At 45.0% G+C, this 19,075-nt stretch carries 15 protein-coding genes and 3 tRNA genes; all 18 read right to left on the reverse strand.

Features of this window, described 5'->3' with window-relative positions:
• Positions 1-271 precede the first annotated feature (271 nt).
• The 18 genes from D1151_RS13585 to D1151_RS13670 all read right to left on the reverse strand — a co-directional run bounded on the left by D1151_RS13585 (position 272) and on the right by D1151_RS13670 (position 18,950).
• Complete coding sequence (locus tag D1151_RS13585; RefSeq protein WP_161909252.1) at positions 272-1,207, reverse strand: DUF1848 domain-containing protein; 936 nt, start codon at positions 1,205-1,207, stop codon at positions 272-274.
• Positions 1,208-2,206: a nucleoid-associated protein gene (locus tag D1151_RS13590; protein ID WP_161909253.1), complete on the reverse strand. Its 999-nt coding sequence runs from the start codon at positions 2,204-2,206 to the stop codon at positions 1,208-1,210.
• A 3-nt stretch (positions 2,207-2,209) separates the two neighbouring features.
• Positions 2,210-4,477 (reverse strand): aspartate kinase, encoded by a 2,268-nt coding sequence (locus tag D1151_RS13595; protein ID WP_161909254.1) that lies wholly within the window; start codon positions 4,475-4,477, stop codon positions 2,210-2,212.
• Positions 4,478-4,598: 121 nt separating this feature from the next.
• A complete protein-coding gene (locus tag D1151_RS13600; protein ID WP_161909255.1) occupies positions 4,599-5,747 on the reverse strand; it encodes a DHHW family protein in 1,149 nt (382 codons plus the stop codon).
• A gap of 17 nt (positions 5,748-5,764) precedes the next feature.
• A complete protein-coding gene (locus tag D1151_RS13605; RefSeq protein WP_161909256.1) occupies positions 5,765-7,162 on the reverse strand; it encodes an MBOAT family protein in 1,398 nt (465 codons plus the stop codon).
• The gene (locus tag D1151_RS13610) at positions 7,149-8,144 is read right to left on the reverse strand and encodes a transglutaminase domain-containing protein (RefSeq protein ID WP_161909257.1); all 996 of its coding nucleotides are present in this window, start codon (positions 8,142-8,144) and stop codon (positions 7,149-7,151) included. The genes D1151_RS13605 and D1151_RS13610 overlap by 14 nt, the downstream gene beginning before the upstream one ends.
• 15 nt (positions 8,145-8,159) lie before the next feature.
• Positions 8,160-8,660 (reverse strand): DUF4358 domain-containing protein, encoded by a 501-nt coding sequence (locus tag D1151_RS13615; protein ID WP_160200498.1) that lies wholly within the window; start codon positions 8,658-8,660, stop codon positions 8,160-8,162.
• Positions 8,661-8,766: 106 nt separating this feature from the next.
• Positions 8,767-9,372, reverse strand: coding sequence for a CAP domain-containing protein (locus tag D1151_RS13620; RefSeq protein WP_161909258.1), 606 nt, complete (start codon positions 9,370-9,372; stop codon positions 8,767-8,769).
• A gap of 340 nt (positions 9,373-9,712) precedes the next feature.
• Positions 9,713-9,788, reverse strand: a tRNA-Met gene (locus tag D1151_RS13625).
• 25 nt (positions 9,789-9,813) lie between these two features.
• Positions 9,814-9,902, reverse strand: a tRNA-Leu gene (locus D1151_RS13630).
• A gap of 26 nt (positions 9,903-9,928) precedes the next feature.
• Positions 9,929-10,003, reverse strand: a tRNA-Asn gene (locus D1151_RS13635).
• A 473-nt stretch (positions 10,004-10,476) separates the two neighbouring features.
• Positions 10,477-11,499 (reverse strand): lipopolysaccharide assembly protein LapB, encoded by a 1,023-nt coding sequence (locus D1151_RS13640; protein ID WP_161909259.1) that lies wholly within the window; start codon positions 11,497-11,499, stop codon positions 10,477-10,479.
• Positions 11,499-13,025, reverse strand: coding sequence for a B12-binding domain-containing radical SAM protein (locus D1151_RS13645; protein WP_161909260.1), 1,527 nt, complete (start codon positions 13,023-13,025; stop codon positions 11,499-11,501). The genes D1151_RS13640 and D1151_RS13645 overlap by 1 nt, the downstream gene beginning before the upstream one ends.
• Positions 13,025-13,897 carry a radical SAM protein gene (locus D1151_RS13650; protein WP_160200502.1) on the reverse strand — a complete coding sequence of 291 codons (873 nt, stop codon included), beginning with the start codon at positions 13,895-13,897 and terminating at the stop codon, positions 13,025-13,027. Before D1151_RS13650 ends, D1151_RS13645 begins: the two co-directional genes overlap by 1 nt.
• A 33-nt stretch (positions 13,898-13,930) precedes the next feature.
• The gene (gene argS / locus D1151_RS13655) at positions 13,931-15,655 is read right to left on the reverse strand and encodes an arginine--tRNA ligase (RefSeq protein ID WP_161909261.1); all 1,725 of its coding nucleotides are present in this window, start codon (positions 15,653-15,655) and stop codon (positions 13,931-13,933) included.
• On the reverse strand, positions 15,642-16,088 hold the full coding sequence (locus tag D1151_RS13660) for a DUF523 domain-containing protein (RefSeq protein ID WP_160200504.1): 447 nt from the start codon (positions 16,086-16,088) through the stop codon (positions 15,642-15,644). The genes argS and D1151_RS13660 overlap by 14 nt, the downstream gene beginning before the upstream one ends.
• Positions 16,089-16,093: 5 nt before the next feature.
• On the reverse strand, positions 16,094-18,475 hold the full coding sequence (locus D1151_RS13665; RefSeq protein WP_161909262.1) for an endonuclease MutS2: 2,382 nt from the start codon (positions 18,473-18,475) through the stop codon (positions 16,094-16,096).
• 10 nt (positions 18,476-18,485) lie between these two features.
• Entirely contained in the window at positions 18,486-18,950 is a 465-nt protein-coding gene (locus tag D1151_RS13670) for a cell division protein ZapA (protein WP_160200506.1), read from the reverse strand.
• Positions 18,951-19,075 lie beyond the last annotated feature (125 nt).

The raw sequence follows: 19,075 nt of genomic DNA on the forward strand, positions 1-19,075 counted from the left end.
AATCCAAATTTTCCATCAAAATATGCACATTTTCTCAGAAATCCATGCAGATTTTCGAGTAAATCACAAAAAATATGCACAAATCCACTCAATACTGGCTAGTTACGCGCTGAAAGGTGCCCCATATGTGCATATTTTTAATGATTCTTTTAAATTTACGCACAGCTATGTGCATATTTTTACGATTTTTCCCAAATCTATGCACTAGAGCGGCAGATGGGGTAGGGATCCCTTTGCCAGCTGACCAAAGAGGTAACTTCCTGAAATAAAATTACAGCAGTTCATCCAAAGACATCTGCCAGCGAATCCAGCTTTCCTGCTCGCAGGATTTTATAATATCCCCATCCATAAAATCCCCGATTAAAAAAGGTGAAAAAGGATCGTGCTGTTTCATATTGTACTCCACAGTCTCCCTGTCGTAGTTAGCATAGCAATAAAGACAGCCGTGTCCGCAGGTATTGTACGCACCGATATCGCTGCCCAAAATACAGCTGCAACCATCTCTTGTCATGGCAGATTTTGGAACCGATAAGGGCAGTCCTATGGCCTTTTCGAGCACTTTCTGGCTCTGACAACCGCTGCAGTCAGCGCCAAACTGCGCAAGCTCATCACCTTCACCGCAAGGGTACAGTTTCATGCCTTCTTTTTCCGCAATCGTTACAAAGGCTTCACCAAGGCGCAGCCGGTCTTCTCTTGACACGCTCTTCCCTTCCGGAAAGTTTCGCTTGGTCTTATCATAAAGATCTAGAAAGCTGATGACACAATGCTCTGTGTAACCGGAAAGCTTTTTTGCCATATTCTCAAAGGCTTCCAAATGAAAATCTACTGAATACTTTTCCGTAATAAAAATCGGATCGTACCGCCAGCTGATACAGCTTTTTCCTACCTTTTCAGAAAGAGCGCAAAAGCTTTCCATTACAACATCAGCAGGCGGTACATATGGTTCAATATCCGTTCCATAAGGCGTAATCGTCACCGACCAAAATTGGCGAAAAGGTGCTAGCTGCTCCAAATTTTCCAGCATAGGCGCAGGATTCTTTGTGCAGAAGGTAATGCAGTCAATGACGGTCGGATCCAGGAGATAACGGGTCACCTGCTGAGACTGATATGGGTTTCTTGCAAAGACAAAGCCTTCTTTGAGGCGGCGGTAAAACCACTTGCTGTAGAAGGCCGGTATGTCTGTTCTGTTTCCTGTATTTAAAATCATTTATCTGTTCACAATCTTTCCGATATTTTTCAGAGCAATAGAAATGGTTCCGTCCGGATTATTGGTAAACTCTACATATCTACTGTTTTCCAGATATTCCGTCGGAATTTTGATTTCAATGCCCGTGTCGGTCTTTATCTTGTGGCTGCGAATACTCTTGACAACTTTCGGGTTTTCTACAGAAATTTTCGGCGGCATATCCGCCTCCATTGCTTTCTGCCTGAAAGTCTTTTTCATCACCTCGTTGTCGTGAAATACCTCTTCACAAAGATCCGATGGCGTAAAAGGTACGTTCTGCTCCGCACGCTCAATGATGCAGCTTTTCGCTCGGCTCACAGCCACAGCCGAATTGCTGCCGTATTCCTCTGCCACTTCACTGGTGATTTTTTTAATCATGCGCACAGTTTCTCTTGCCGACTGACCATAAGTACACTGCAAAACCTTATCAGGCAGCACCATAACTTCATCTCCGTTAATAGCACGTTTTTTATCACAAACCACCACCGACAAATCCTCTGTGTCGATAATAGCATAACAGGAAATCTTCTGGTTGGTACCTGGCAGCATAGTGAAATAACGGATAATTTTGTTGGCAACACCTTCCTGACCGTTTTCTACCTGGTGCGTGTAAGCAGTCTTGTTGGGAAGCAGCAGAAGTCCGATATATTCCCTGCTTTCTTCAGTAAACTGGCATACCAGAAAATCCATGGATTCCGGCTCATCAGCCTGAGAAATCTGGTCATGAAGCAGATTACCCGCCGCCGTAGAAAACTCCGCAAAATCGATATTTCCAGAAAGATACCGGTCCAAGGTCTGTTTTAAAATACTATACTCTAAAAACTCACCTTTTTTCTTTGACGAATCTTCCATAATGCGCAGCAAATGTTTTTCTATAAACTCACCCGTTCCATAATCGCCAATTTCCAGCTCTTTCTGAGAAAAGATACAAATATCCGAGTTAAAGTCCATAATATGTAAAATTGCTTTTTTAATAATCATTGTTTACTGTTCCACCCTCGCAAATTCTGTATAAATCGCCTGAATTGCAGCCATATAGTCTGCGCTGTTCACACCGACCATCATGTTGATTTTCTGTGCGCCGTGGTCTATAAGCTTCACATTAATTTTGCGGTTTGCCAGAGCACCAAGCACCTTTACGGCAACAGCTGGCGAAGTGCCAAGCTCCCGTCCGACGATGGCAATTAAAGCCACATCGCTGGTAACCGTCACTGTTCCCTGTGGCACTTTGTCCCAGATTTCTTCGGTAAGCACAGAAATGCAGTCTCTCACGTCAAACTCATGGACGATGATATTGAGAGAGTCGATACTGGACAGGATATTCTTGACAGCGATTTTTCTCTCATCAAAGATTTCCAAAATCTCTGCACGAAGCTGCGGTTCCTCGCTCATCTTTCCCTTTTCGATTAGGATTGCAGTATAGCCTGTCTTTCCGGAAATGCCGGAGATTTCCAGACTGCTCTGGTAATAGTCCGCATTCTTTACAATCAGCGTGCCGTGCTCCTGCGGCTTATTGGTATTTCTAATGTTGATTGGAATTTCCAGCTTTACTACAGGAAAAACCGTATCCTCATGAAGAACGGCGGCGCCCATATAAGAAAGCTCCCTCAGCTCTTTATAAGTAATCACCGGTACACTGCGCGGGTTATCTACAATCCTAGGATCTGCCATAAGAAGTCCCGATACATCAGTCCAGTTTTCATAGAGGTCTGCACCTGCTACCGCAGCCACGATAGCACCTGTAATATCAGAACCGCCTCTTGCAAAGGTCTTAGCCTCTCCGCTCGGAAGCGTCCCGTAAAAACCCGGAATTACTGCACGATTAGTTTCTGCCAGCGCTTTACCCAGAACCTTTTTGGTTTTTTCTTCATCGAAAGTCCCATCTTCCTTTAAGAAAATATGGTCTTTTGCATCGATAAAGTCCGCCCCGATATATGCTGCCATAATCTTAGCGTTAAGATATTCACCTCGGCTGATGATATAGTCAGATTTGGTATTATCTGACAACGCATTTCTAATCTGGTTAAACTCCTGATCAATATCGAGTTTCACACCAAGTCCTCTGACCAAAACCTTGTATCTGGACTGGATTTTGTCAAGAATTTCTTCTGCCTGCTCGCCTTTCTTTTCGATGCAGGCGATGAGCAAATCAGTCACTTTTACGTCATCTGCAGACCGCTTTCCCGGTGCAGACACAACAATATACTTTCTTGCCGTATCCTCTTCAATAATAGCGGCGCACTTTTTGAACTGCCCGCTGTCAGCAAGCGAGGTGCCTCCAAACTTGGCAACTTTGCAGTCAGCCTTCTGCGTAAATGCATCGGACAAGGTCGCATCGTTAATCTGATTCACATCATACTGGGTTGTCTGGTATACAAAATAGTTCAGCCAGTTGCAGTAAAGCAGATTGGCCGATGAGCGCCACTTTACGATAGGTTCTTTGGTGTCGTCATCTTCAGGAAAATAGTTGCACGGCACATCAGGATTAAGACCTGCATTCTTGTCACGCAAATATTCCTTCAGCAGAGTATCGCCGTCATATTCCGAATGCCCCATGATAAAAATCTGCTTATCATTTCTGGATTTGATAGCATAGATTCCCGCTTCGTCGGAAGTGGAAATGATTTCCAGTTCCGAAATTCTCTCCACATCTTCCCTGTCCACCGTAGTGTTTCTGGAATGAGGCACAAAAAACTCATCGTCGAAGCCGCGGAACAGCATGCCTTTTTTGTAATCCAGAGTATGCTTATACACGCCGGAAAGCTTCTTCGGCAGCTTTCTCTTTTCAATGCCATAGTGGTAGTAAAGTCCTGCCTGCGCTCCCCAGCAAATGTGAAATGTGCTATGAACGTGACGCTTGGACCACTCCATGATTTCGCAAAGCTCATCCCAGTAGTCCACTTCCTCAAAGGGCAGCAGTTCCACCGGTGCGCCTGTGATAATCATTCCGTCATAATTTTTATGTTTTATCTGATCAAAAGTCTTGTAAAAAGCAATCATATGCTCCTGCGACGCATTGGACGCCTTGTGAGTACTGGTCTGCAAAAGTTCCAGTTCCACCTGCAACGGTGTATTTCCAAGGAGTCTTGTCAGCTGCGTTTCCGTATCTATTTTGGTCGGCATCAGGTTGAGAATCAAAATCTGCAGCGGTCTGATATCCTGTGTCATGGCACGGGTATCGGTCATGACGAAGATATTCTCCGAAGTCAAGGTCTCAATTGCCGGTAAATTATTTGGTACTTTAATTGGCATAAACAAACGCCTCCTCTACTAAAAAAATGGACTGTCCGTCTCCTTCTATCCTTGGGACAAACAGTCCTATCATTTCTATTATGCGACAAATCCGCCCGACTTTCAAGAGGAAGTTTTCTTTTTACGAAAGAATCATTCCCCCTGCTGAAAGCGCTGACAAGTTCCTGTCGTTTATCATATTTTCCATACTGTAGAGCGTCAGCACCTCGGTAATGCCCTGTTCCGCTGCGTATTCTGCCAGATTGCCACTGAAATAGCGCAAATCCACCATATATACGTTGTCGTAATGGTATGCCGCCAAAGGTGCAAAACAGTTAGCAAAGGAGTCCTTGATAATCAGCAGATTCTGCCCGGTTTCCTTCTTTCCTGTTTCAATGGCAAGTCTGCCGTAATTTCCGCCGAAAAACACAGCGTACTTATCCTTTTTCTCAAGGAACTGCCTTTGGTACATGCCTCCCGGCAGCGCCTTGCCGTCTGCAGTCACTTTGTAGCCATCCTGCTCCAGCGCTGTAAACGCACTGATGGTATCCCGATGACCATCGTCCCAGAGGACTTTAGAATACAGCGTGCCCTGAAAATCCTCAGTCAGCACGTTTTCTTCCGTTCCCAAAAAATCCAGCCACGGCTTCCACACACCAAAGGCAATAGCCGCCCCGTCTGTGGTCCAGTGGTGATCTTTCCTATAGTAAAGCTGGGTATTTCCGCGGCCTGCAATGAAGCTAAAGGTCTCGTAAAGATCCACATAACCGCAGTTTGTCAGCTGCTGCGCTGCTTCTTTTGCGTAAGCCGCCTCATCAAAGCAAGCAGCCCCGCCAGGCAGCTTATCTCCCATCACCGCGCCAGTAGTCGGCACCAACATAACGGATTTTTCCATGTCAGAAGGCAACTCCTCATAAAAGGATTTTATCCCCTGCAGATTCTTTAAAAACTGTTGGTGATCCATCTGTTCTTCGGTGAGTTTTTCTATAAACCAGCCATCCTTACCCAGATAAACGCCGCCGATATCTTTTTTCAATAACAGCCGCTGTAAGGCAGTCTTTGCAGAAATCCACTGGTTGCGAAGCGGTACCTGATCGTCCATATACCGCTGAAAATCCTCCTCAAACGCTCCTGAGAGCACACGTTCTGCGGTAAATTTCGGCGCTTGCTGCAGCATCCGGTTTTCGTTGTCAGAAAAAACCTTATCCTTCAGGAAGATTCCTCCCAGGAGAAGAATCAGCAGAAATCCAGCAAACAGCACAGTCATGATAATGTCATCTTTCTTTCTCATCTTCCACACGCCTCCTATCAGAACCTGAAATACAGAAACGGATTATATGTATCGCTGACTAAAAACGCCATAGATGCTGTTAAAATCAGCAAATATGTGACATTCTTTACAGTCAGATAAACTGCTGGCTTTCTCTGAAGCTTTCCAAGCAGCGCTCTTGCACATTTTGATGGAAACTGCGTAGACGCAAAAGCCATGATGACAAGTAGCATCCCAGACGTTGCAAGGAAGTACCCGCTTCGCCCGTTCCAAAGACCACTGCAAAAAGCCATGGCCTTCAAATAGGTGAAAAACGTTGTACCATCGGTCAGAGCAAAAATGACCCAGCCCAGCACGATAAAAAACAGCGCGTACGCATGCTGCACAAAACACGGCAGCTTTTCCAAAACCCGCAGCAAAAATACTTTTTCTAAAATCAGCAGAATACCGAAATACACACCCCACCACAGAAAATTCCAGCTGGCGCCATGCCAAAATCCGGTCAGCGCCCAAACAATAAAAATATTTACCACCTGACGGCTCATTCCTTTGCGATTTCCACCCAGCGGAATGTACACATACTCTTTAAACCATGTACTCAGCGAAATATGCCATCTTCTCCAAAAGTCGGTAATGTTCTTTGCAGTGTACGGATAATTGAAATTCTCTTCAAAATGAAAACCGAACATTCGTCCAAGACCGATTGCCATATCCGAGTAACCGCCAAAATCAAAATAAATCTGAAAGGTAAAGGCAATTGCGCCCAGCCACGCCGTCGCTGCCGGCATCTGATCGATATTCATAGACGAGATTTCGTCCCATATAAGCCCCGCCTGATTGGCAAGAAGGACTTTTTTCCCAAGACCCATGACAAAACGTCGTGCGCCCTCCGCAAAATTTTCCAGATTGCTCTCTCTTTCAGCAAGCTGCATCTGGATGGTTACATAACGCACGATAGGCCCCGCAATGAGCTGCGGAAATAAAGTAATATAAAGTGCAAATCGAAGCAGATTCTTCTGTGATGCTGCCTTTTCCCTGTACACATCTATCACATAGGACATAGCCTGAAATGTGTAAAATGATATGCCGATAGGCAGTACCACCTCCGGAAATCCCAGACGTCCAAAGAAGAAACCTGCATATTTAAAATACCCCAATATAATCAAATTTCCAAGAGCAGCGAAACAGAGCATAAGCCTCGCTGGCCTATGCTCGTTATTTCCGAAATTTTTACAACACGGTATTGCCAGCCCGCATCCGTAGTTAAATAGAATGGACACCAGCATAATCAGTAAATATCTGGGCTCTCCAAAGCCGTAGAATAAGAGGCTTCCTAAGAGCAGTACACCGTTTCGCATACCCTTGGGCACAAGATAATACAAGATTATCACAGTTGGCAAAAATGCCAGCAGAAAAACTGTACTACTGAAGACCATCGATGATCTCCTGCAGCTTCTCTAAAATTTCCGGATCAAGCTGTCCACCCATTCCGTCATCTGCCTGATATGCTTCTATCGTGTAAATAGTTTTATCCCCAATCTGCATAGTTGTACCCTGGCACAATTCAGTCATACCGTCATTAAACGCACTGGTAATATAGCTTGCAACATCTTCATTATAGTTTTCAGCATTCTTTAAAGTAAAAGCAATTCTACGGCTGCCTTCGTCCATCTGTGTTTTCACGTATTCCGGTATATCGTAGATATCCTTTAAATCACCGGCATTTTCTGCAAGGTAACAGTACTTGGTACCGTCAGCAGCCGGAATTTCCTCGTGATTCCATGGATAACTTCCATCATCTTTAACACTGTCAGGCACATTAAAATATGTATATCCCGGTTTTTCGCCGGTGCCTCCATCAAAAGTTACATCGCAGTGATACCATTCGTCATCCAGCTTAACTAAATCCCATGCATGCTCGCCTTCCTCTGTAGAATGAATAATCTGACACTCAATATCCAGCATATCCATCAGTAGTTTAAAGGTAGTCGCATGACCCACGCAAATTGCCTGATGATACTTGAAAACTCCGTATGGAAGATGGCTGTATTGTCCGCCGCTTGCAATTGGAGCCAGAGAATTATCATTATATGCCGTATATGCCATCTGCCAGTCGTAGATTGCCTTTTCCTTTTCGTAGTCGCTCATGCCATCTGTTATATTCTCGTCGATGACTTTCTTTGCCTGCTCCAGCACATATTTATCCTGTTCATTGAGTCCTTCTGTCGTTCCTGACTTGTAGGCTTCTACCACTGCCGTATCATCGTAAATCTCGTGAATTTCACCTTTTGAAGCAACATATTCCTTTAGCATATCTGCCAGAGCATTGTTTTGCAAAAAAACACCCGCAACAGAAATAAGCAAAATCGCCTGCATTCCGATTAAAATCCCTGTTAAAATTTTTGTCTTCTTTGTCATTTTCTGCATCTCCTATTAATCCTGATTTAATACACCCTGAATTACTGTAATCATCTCTTCCGGCTGATCTGAAATTACCAGAAATACGTAATTCTTTAACACTGTAACCCTTGCATTTTCTAGCTTATAAACCTCATCCGGCTTGTAGTTCTCAAAATCATGGAGCCGTTTTGCGAGCCTTGCTTCCATGTATTTTTTGATTTCGCTAACGTCTGCATTTTCGCCTGCTCTAACGATGGAAATCTCATCTGCATTACCACCATCTGCTGCATAGGCAATAGTTCCTCCGTCAATCTTCTTTATGGAGAAATTGTACAGCCTTTCAAAATTATCAGCATATACATCTTCCCCTAAGCTGACGGTTGTATCCATCGGCGTGGTGTCAAACTGTTCCAGTACAGTTTTCACCGCCTCATTACATCGCCCTTCGTCCTTGTCCTCACTACAGCTGCAAAGCACACTTACAGTAAGTAGAATACAAGTTACTAACGTCATAGTTTTTATTATTTTCTTCATGTTTTTCCCCTTTCCCAAAGTTTTCTCTGTAAAATTCATTCTACAACTTTCTAAGGGAAAAATATATAGGATTTCTGAGATTTAAGAATTATTAAGAATACCCTCGCTACTTCCTGCTGCTGATAAAAAGCTGCACCGAAGCTGCACCATACTCGTATCCTCTGCTGCCAGTCATGTCATAAGCGATAGCAGTAGCCACAGTGTCATACCTGGATTCCAGCATATTTTTGCGGTGAGCCGATGATTTCTTCCACTGCTGAAACATTCCCTTTGCTGCGGCTTCCGGCGAAGTCTGATAAGCTCTCCATGCTAAGTTTTCTCCAGTGCCCCGATAAGAGATACGCAATTTCAAATCTGTATACACGCTGGAAAAACTTCGAAGTTCTCCTTTTTTATTATAGCGCCTGTGGCTTAGTTGTGGATATTGCAACGCCTCCGTCGCTCTCAAATCTGCTGCTTTCTGCAGCTTCTTATTGAGAGAAAGAGGTTTTACTCCGTGAGCCCTGCGATACGCATTAAGTAGCTTCAAAGCTTCTCTTTGATAACGTTTTGCATAAGCCTCCAATGTCAATGTTTCCGTCATATCAGCTGTTTCCAGCACTGGTGCGGCTTCTGCATATGCTGCATTTGCTGTGGCGTGCAGCTGCACGAGCAAAACCATTGCAAAAATCATCCACACTATGAATCTCATCTGCATCTTATTTTTTATCACACTTATTCCTCCCCTGCTCTTTTCTTTGCCGTTATTGTATCCGACTTTTTCCCAAAAAGAAAGGGAAAAAAGCTGACATTTCCCCATAGTCGTTGGAATGTAAGGGAAAAAAGTTTTAAAATAAATTATCTTGATACGTCTGCTGCCGCTTTTTTCTCTCTCGAAATTGAACTTTTTTCCAGTTTCGGAAGCGCTGGAAAGAATATTTCCTTTATTCGAAAAGAATGGAAAAAACAGTATGGAGCTTCCTCCTTCATATCGCAAGCCTTCTAAGGTTTAAGCCCTGTCATCGCAAGCAACAAAAAAACACCATTCATCAGAAAGGTGTTTTCTTTTTCTATGGTTGCGGGGACAGGACTTGAACCTGCGACCTCCGGGTTATGAGCCCGACGAGCTACCAGCTGCTCTACCCCGCGATATTAAGTTGTACAGATAAGAAATTGGTGCCGGAAACCGGGGTCGAACCGGTACGATCGGTAAGGATCGCAGGATTTTAAGTCCTGTGCGTCTGCCAATTCCGCCATTCCGGCACATCAATACAAATCTGTCAAAAAAATGGCTCCGAGAGTGGGGCTCGAACCCACAGCCTACCGGTTAACAGCCGGTTGCTCCACCATTGAGCTATCTCGGAACAATGTTCCGTCATTCCTGACGGCAGATATTATTATACACCAGTATCACAGTTATTGTCAATATCTTTTTCTACTTTTTTTATATTTTCAGATTCAATTCGAATTTAGGCTTCCGCTCACCATCTACAGTCTATTATAACAATAAATTCCGGTTTTATTCCTGCTTTTTACTGATTTCCAAAAAAATTATCAGAAGATCTCGGGGTCATAGATTTCCTACATTGACAAATTCTCGATTTTTCGCTACTTTTGTCAATCTTTCCTTAAAAATTCAGCAAAAGACAACTGAAATTCGGATATTTTTTGACAAAATTGACAAATTTCAGCTTTCTTGTCAATTTTGTCAACGCAGGAGGGGATGTGGGCGACTGCTTGACAGACTCAATGCCCGCAAACAGCTGCCAGCCGCTGACCGCAACTCATTAAACCAGGCAACCAGCCGCCGACTGGCGCACAAGCCGGCAGCCTATCCTTAGGACAGGCTGCTGCTTTTCTCTGCTTTATCCAGCTGCGCGTTATGTTTAACTACTGCAATTTTCTTAGTATATTTTTCCGCTTTTTCTATCTCTCCGGAGGCCGTATAGTAGGCGGCCAGGCTTTCCATCGCTTCTACATTGCTTGGTGAAAGCTGCAGAACTCGAAGATAACAGCTTTCGGCATCTTTCAGTTGTTCTTCTGCTTCGTAGGCAACGCCCAGATAGTACCACAGAGGCCACCAGGTATTGAAACGTTCGTCCTCCTTGTAGCCAGCCAGAATGGTGATTCCTTCTGCAAAGCGGCCTGCCAGCACATGATTATAGCCCTCTTCGATTTTTACAGGCTCAGCCAGTTTTTCCAGCCAGCCGCTGACTTCTTCTTTCTGCTCCTTGTTATCCGAAAGTTCCATAAAGGTATCAAAGGTCAGCTTCGCTTTTACGTAAAGTCCCATATTCAGATAACCATAACCCAAGAAGTAAAATCCCATGTCGAAGTCCGGTTTCATCAGGGTCAGTTTTTCAAAGGCTTCCAGGGACTCTGCCTTATAGCGTCCGACATACTCTTCCCCTTCTCCGATTTCATAGGAGTCCTTGCAGGCTCTGCCGTAGCAGTACAGCGCGTCAGCGGACTCAGGATCAATTAAGAGAGCGCTACGAAAGCAGATACAGGCATAGTCAAAATCATTTTTAGCAGCAGATTCCACACCTTCGTTAATCAAAGGCTTTACAAACTCTTTGGTAAAGGTTCTGGTAATATATGCCACATAATGATCTCTATATTTGAAGTTGATGTCACAGCCGATAATAAATGCCATATTCTTAGCAATTACCAAGGTCGAAAGTCCTGTCATGGCAGTTTTGCGAATTGGCACCGGAACACCGGTCAGAATATCTGCAATGCCTGCTTTTTCAAGGTAGCTGTCCGACAGTTCATCAAAGATAAACTGGTCTGCATGGGGCAGCAGATATTCACCGATACGGTCCTGCAAAATTTGCGGTTCTTTATGTTCAAAATCCATTAAAATTCCCATCCTTTTTTATGAAATTTCTTTACTGCGTCAAAATTCATGGTCTGCTCTAAATCGGCAGAAAGCAGCCTTTTTGTCTTTTCGGAAATGCCCGGAAAATCTTCTTCCAGATGCAAAGCAAAGCGAAACAAAATACGGTACAAATCTTCTTTTTTGTGCGATCTGTGCTGGTAGCCTTCCTCATAGAAGAATGCCGACAATTTCTCATAAAACCGAAAAGCCGTCGCAGAAGAAGCTTTGCAAAGGTAGTGCAAACTCTGTGAAAATCCGCCCTTGTTTGCATACAGGTCCAGTACGTGCTCAATCATCTTCAGCCTCACCAGTTCGCCAGCAGATATAAAATCATTTGCAATCACCTCGTAAGGCGCTTCACTACGGTACACATAGCCATAGCTTTCCGCCTTACTGCGTGCCTTTGTGCCTTTCAAAAGCTTCAAAAATCCCAGCTGCAGGTTGTCCGCACCCAAGGCATAGACTGCATTGAAGGAATGTCCAAAGGAAGTATATCCCTCAAAGGGAAGCCCTGCGATTAAATCCACATGGATATGACTGTTTCCAAGAGCAATCAGTTGCTCCACATTGGAAAGCAGTTTCGGTATGTTGCTGCTTCGCTCGATGGCGGTAAGCGTTTTCTCATTGGTCGTCTGAATGCCGATTTCAAACTGAAACAGACCGTCCCTCGCCATCCCAAGCAGCGCAAAAGTTTCCTCGTCCAAAAGTTCCGCACAGATTTCAAAGTGAAAGTTGGTCACTCCGTTATCCTGCTCAATGAGATGTTTCCAGATTTCCCTCGCCCGATTTCTATCATAATTAAAGGTTCTGTCGATAAACTTAACCTGCTTGACCTTCTCAGCAAGAAAAAAATCCAGTTCCTTAAAAGTTCTCTCAAGGGGCAGGGCTCTGATAGTCTTTTCTAAGGACGACAGGCAGTAGCTGCACCGATATGGACATCCTCTTGCCGATTCGTAGTAGACCACTTTGTCCGTCTCCATCTCCAAAATCTCATAAGGAAAAGGGAGTTTCTCCATAGCGAGCACAGGACCGTCTGCAGTCTCCCGCACCTCTTTGTCCTTGCGATAGGTAAGCCCGCAGACCTTTTCCGGATTGAGTCCAGAAAGCACGCTGCCGCCAAGAACCAGTTCTTTGCAGAACTGGAAAAATCCCAGTTCTCCCTCGCCGCGTAGAATATAGTCTGACCAAGGGTTCTCTTCCATAAAGGATGCCGCCTCATAACTAGCCTCAGGTCCACCCAGCATAATTCGAATTGATGGATTTGCCTGTTTCAGCTGCCTGCCCAGCTGGCAGATTTTCTCCACATTCCAAATGTAAGTAGAAAAACACACTAAATCATAGCCGCCTCGCAAAATTTCACCGTAGATGTAGCCCATCTCGTTGTTGATGGTAAACTCCTTAAGGGCAATGTCAAGCCCGGAGCCAACCGCCACACTGTAGAGATATTTCAGCGCCAGATTAGAATGGACATATTTTGAATTCAGCGTCGTCAGTAAAATTTTCATTACAGCATCCTGAATCTTTCGTCTTTGAGAAGTCCGGTATCTGCCATGGCTCGCTCCAGCTGTTCCATCAATCTCGGTTTATCAGCCGGCAAATTACCTCTAAGGGACACATAGTTGGAGGCGTGATTGCTTCTAAATACGCAAGGTTTTGTCGGATTTGCGTGCTTTAAGAGAAGATAAGCCTCCGCCACCACTTCCTCCGCAGAAAGCAGAGTAAGCTCACCTCTATTGATCTGTCCCACAATAGGCGCACGATTATCTAACATCAGTGTCAGAAGACTCACATAGGAAGCGTTCATCTCGCTGATCATCTTGCCTGTCTCGACTGCGTGCTCTTCCCAGGCCTCTTTTCCTGCAAGACCGGAAATAAAGGTTACCGATGCTGGGATTCCCGCATCCTCAATTTTGCAGACAGCCTCAATCATTTCCTCGCGGCTGACGCCTTTGCAGATCATATCCAGCACCTTCTGGCTGCCCGACTCCGCACCCAGATAAATCATGCCCATGCCGTGGTCACGAAGAGTTTTAAGTTCAGCAGGCGTCTTGCGCAGTACGTCTTTGGCAGAGCCGTATACGCTGACTCTTTTGCACTCCGGAAACAGCTCTCTGATTCTGTCCAAAATAACTAACAGCTTATCGTTTGACAGACAAAGGGCATCCCCGTCGCAGAGAAAAATTCTTTCCACCTTGCGATAGGTCTTTCTCGCCGTTTCCAGATCCTCCATGACTTCTGAAACCTCCCGCACGCGAAACATTTTGTCCTTGAACATGCTGCAGAAGGTACATTTGTTGTGAGAACAGCCTATCGTCACCTGAATCAGCAAACTATAGGCTTCACTTGGCGGTCTGTAAATATCCCCTTCATATCTCATAGTTTCTATCTTTTCCTTTCCGTCTTTTCAAAATTACATACGTTCAGGCGCTTTCATGCCAAGAAGCGCAAGACCGTTTCTGATTGCATTTTTCGCAGCCAGTACCAGCGCTACCTTGGCAGTCTTTTCGGCTTCGTTGTCAGTGAGAATATGCTCATCGTGATAGAAGCGGTTGAAACTCTGCGCAATATCTACAATATGTCTGGTTACGATAGACGGTTCATATTTTTCACCTGCGTCAGCAACAACTTCTGGGAATTTGTATAACAGCTTAGCAAGTTCATATGCGCTTTCACTGCACAGATATTTGCAGTCGATGTCTTCAAGAGCGGCTGCCTTTTCTGTAACTTCATCACCGGCTTTGCGCAGTACAGAAGCACATCTTGCGTGAGTGTACTGTACGTAAGGACCAGTTTCACCGTCGAAGTTAAGGACCTTATCCCACTTGAAAACATAGTCTTTGATTCTGTTGTTCGACAGTTCCTGGAAAATAACAGCGCCGATACCGACAGTCTTTGCAATTTCGTCGATATCCTCCTCGGAAGCGTTCGGGTTCTTCTCTGCGATGATTTCCCTGGTCTTTTCGACAGCCTTGTTCAGCACGTCTTCCAGGAATACCACTCTGCCGTGTCTTGTGGACATGGTACCTTCTTCTAGACTGACAAGACCGAACGGAACATGAACGCAATCCTTAGCACATGCATAGCCCATCTTGCCTAAAATAGTGAACCACTGCTGGAAGTGGAGATTCTGCTGAGACGCAACAACATAAATGTTTTTATAAAAATCGTAGGTTTCTTTTCTATAAACGGCAGCCGCAATATCTCGGGTAATGTAAAGGGTGGAACCATCCGACTTTGTAATCAGCGCAACGCCCAGACCTTCTTCTTCCAGATTTACAATGTGAGCGCCCTGAGATTCTTCCAAAAGACCTTTTTCTTCTAATTCCTTTACAAAACGCGGCATCTTATCGGAGTAAAAACTTTCGCCGGCGTAGGAGTCGAAGGTAATGCCCAGCATGTCGTATACGCGGCTGAATTCCTTCAGTGATTCGTCTCTGAACCACTGCCATAGCTCGGTTTCTTCCTTTTCACCGTGTTCCAGCTTTGTAAAGATTTCTCTGGCTTCATCGTCCAGTTCCGGGTGTTCCTCTACTTCTACGTGGAACTTCGTGTAGTAGCTGAGCAGAGTCTTAATCGGCTCTTTGATGACATCTTCTTTGTTGCCCCAATGTCTATAAGCACAGATCATCTTGCCGAACTGGGTGCCATAGTCGCCCAGGTGGTTGATTCTGACTACATCGTAGCCGAGGGCATCATAAATTTTGTAGATGGAGTTACCGATTACGGTACTTCTGATGTGACCGATATGGAACGGCTTTGCAATGTTCGGGGAAGAGTATTCCACGATGACTTTCTTGCCTTCGCCCACGTTGGATTTTCCAAAATCTTCGCCAGTTGTCAAAACTTCATCCAACACATCTTTCACAAATTCTTCTTTGGAAATGAACATGTTCACATAGGCGTTAACCTGCTCAACCTTTTCAAAGAGAGGCTCTGCACTGATTCCCTCAGCGATTCCTTTTGCAATGAGCGGCGGCGCCTTTCTGAGCACCTTGGCCAGTTTAAAACAAGGAAACGCATAGTCACCCATTTTGGTATCCTGCGGCACCTCGACCATATCCATAATTTCTGCAAGTTCCAGACCATCTACGTGTTTCGCAATGATCTTTGCAATTTCTTCTTTAAAATTTACCATCCATAATCTCCTTTTCTGAAATGACTTTGATTCCTCTGTCCCGAAGCTTTCCTGCAAAGCAGCCATAGCCTGCTGTTAATGTTCCTGTAAAGGTGCCGTCATAAATCTGCCCGCTGCCGCAGGAAGGACTGTTGGCCTTCAGGATTGCTCCATCTATTGGTTCGCCGAGCTTTTCGGCTTCTTTTATGGCTTTCTCAAGGGAGATTTGCGCCCCTTTCTCAAAAGCCTTCGTAACATCACTGCCTTCTTTGTCTACAATATGGCCGCCTATATACTCTGCAGGCGGTCTCGGCACGGGAAGCCCGCTTAAAGCTTCCGGGCAGACAACACAGAAACTGCGTCCTTTACAAAACTCAATGACCGCTTCATTTCGGTTATTGCCACCGTTATATTTGCAATTGTGTCCAAGAAGACATCCGCTGATTACATACATATTCTTTACTCCGTTTTTAACCTGACAATGGTCACGCCCTCGCCGCCTTCATTATAGTTTCCTTTGCGGAAGCTGACCACATGTTTGTGTCGTTTCATCATGTCTCGCAGACCTTTTTGTAAAACACCTTCGCCTCTGCCGTGAATAACGGTCACCTCGGAAAGTCCTGCTACATAAGCGTCGTCCAGGTATTTGTCCACCTCCACAATGGCATCGTCCAGATACTTTCCTTGTACATTGATAGTGATGGAAATATTCTGGGCTTTCTTCTTATAAAGACTGCCGTAGCCGGTGGCTTTCGGTTTCTTTTTCTTCTTGGTGCCATCATTGATCAGCATTAAATCATCCACATTCAGGTTTGCTTTCATGATACCGATTTTTACCTGTAAATCTCCCTTCTCATCCGGCAGAGATAAAACCTCGCCGTTCTGATCGAGAGACACCACTTTGACCCTGTCGCCTACTTTGATTTCTGCAGCACTGACCGGGTTGCTGTTGACCTTGGCAACAATTCGCTCTGCATATTTATCTTCTTTTTCCCGCAAACGCTTCCTGCTCTTATCGTAGCGCTTATTGCGCTCACCCATACTCTCAAGCTTAGCAAGCTCTTTCAGCTCTTTCTGTACCTCGCTTGCCGTTTCTCTGGCATCTTTGAGCATCTCCCTTGCCTCTTGCCTTGCGTCTGCAATAATTTTGTCTTTTTTTCTATTGATTTCATCAAGCTTTGCTTTCGCCTCTTCCTGCTGTTTTTGCATTGTAATGCGAATGGCAATAGCTTCGTCACGCTCAGCTTCAGCTTTTTTCTTATCTGCTTCAATGGCGCCGATGACGTCTTCAAACTCGATATCGCCTCGCTCAATCAGCTTAGAGGCTCTTTCTATGAGACTGTCCGAAAGCCCCAGCTTCTTTGAAATTTCAAAAGCGTTGGACTTACCGGGAATGCCGATGGATAGCCTGTAAGTCGGACTTAAGGTTTCCACATCAAATTCCATAGAAGCGTTCTCTACTCCCTCTGTAGAAAGGGCATATTTTTTAATTTCGTTGTAATGGGTCGTGGCAACCGTTACCGCTCCCTGCCTGTACAGGGTTTCCAAAATCGCAATAGCAAGGGCTGCGCCCTCTGTCGGATCCGTACCCGCGCCCAGTTCGTCTACCAACACCAAGGAATGCCGGTCTGCCTTACCCACAATTTTTACGATGTTCTTCATGTGAGAAGAAAAGGTGGACAGGCTCTGCTCGATGCTCTGCTCGTCGCCGATATCCGCAAAAATTTCTGTAAAAATTGGGATTCTGCTCTGACTGCTTGCCGGAATGTGCAGACCGCTTTGCGCCATCATGGAAAGAAGTCCGATAGTTTTCAGAGTGACAGTTTTGCCACCGGTATTGGGACCTGTCACCACCAAGGTCCTGTATCCATCTCCCACCGATACGTTGATTGGAACTACCTTCTTGCTGTCAATCAGCGGATGTCTGCCCCTTCTGATATCAAGCACGCCTTTCGAATCAATGAGGGGTTCCTCTCCCTCCATCTTACGAGAAAGTTTTCCCTTTGCCATAATAAAGTCCAGCTGCAAGAGCAGCTTTTGATTATTTTTAATATCGTGGTAGTGTTCTGCCACTGCTTCAGACAGTTCTTTGAGAATCTTTGCGATTTCACCTTCCTCGGCAAGCTCCAGTTCTCTGAGCTCATTGTTCAGGTTGACAATGACCTGCGGCTCAATAAAGAGGGTTGCCCCTGCCTTGGACTGATCGTGGATAATCCCCGGAAATCTGCTTCGATGCTCCTGCTTAACCGGAATCACATATCTGCCGTCGCGCATGGTAACCAGCGCATCCTGCAAATAGGTTCTGTTATCTGCTGTATTCAAAATATGGTTTAACTTGTTTTTAATTGCGTCATTTTGCCTTGCAATGCTGCGCCTGATATCCCTAAGCGCAGGTGACGCATTGTCGCTCATCTCATCTTCAGACAGAATGCAGCGGTCAATTCTCTCAGAAAGTCTGGGCATTGCCACAAGCAGCTCCGTCATGGAGGAAATTAGCGGCATAGGAGGCAAATCGCTCCCCTTAGTAAAGGAAATAACCCGCTCAGCAATGCGCAGATTGAAAAGAATCTGCAAAAGCTGTTTCATGGTCAATGTGCCGCCTTTTCTTGAAAATTCAACGCTTGAGACGATATCATAGATACCGCCTGTAGGCAGCGCTCCTTTATGCACAATAAGGTCAACCGCTTCCGTGGTTGACCTTAGCTCTTCTGAAATTACCCGTTCATCGGTATAGGGAGAAAGTTCAGAGATGATTTCCCGGGTCATCTCTGAACCTGCCTCGCATTTCAGAAGCTCAATAATTTTGTGATATTCTAACACATCCAGTGCTTTTTTGTTCATAATATATCCTCTATCGATTATTTTTCAGTTTTTCAAGTTCACTCTTGAGCTGAATGTTCTCCATCTGTAAATCGAAAAAGGAATTCTCGAACTCCGTGCATTTGGATTGCAGTTCTTTGAAGCGTTCGTCGCTTTCCTGCTTCTGGTTTTTCATCTCCGCCATATTATCCTTATATTGGGCAAAGTTTTTCTTTGCGTCCTCCCACATCTTCAGATAATACTTGGAGTCGTTTTCCATCTGCTGTTTGGCAGTGCGAAGCAGTTCCACCTCACGCAGTGCCTCAAAGTACTCCTCTGCAATATTTATGGCAGAAAGGATACTGATATTGCCCTGCATTGCGTCTCCGCAAGCTCTGCTGATGAGACGCATTTTGTTATCGACATACTCGGCAATTCTCGTAATTTCTTCTTCGGATTTATCTCCTGCGATTGTGTATTCCTGTCCGTAAATTTTTACAGTTACTTTGCTATCCATATGTTCACCTTTTCTGTATCTTGTGTATTGCTAAAATCAGTTAGAACTCTCTTCGCCGTCATTCTTCCGGCCCTCCCGCCGGACCTCGGACTCTCGCCGTAGAGTGCCACGCACCATTTCTTGGT

The sequence above is a fragment of the Emergencia sp. 1XD21-10 genome (genome assembly GCF_009936045.1).
Taxonomy (GTDB): Bacteria; Bacillota; Clostridia; order Peptostreptococcales; family Anaerovoracaceae; genus Senimuribacter; species Senimuribacter intestinalis.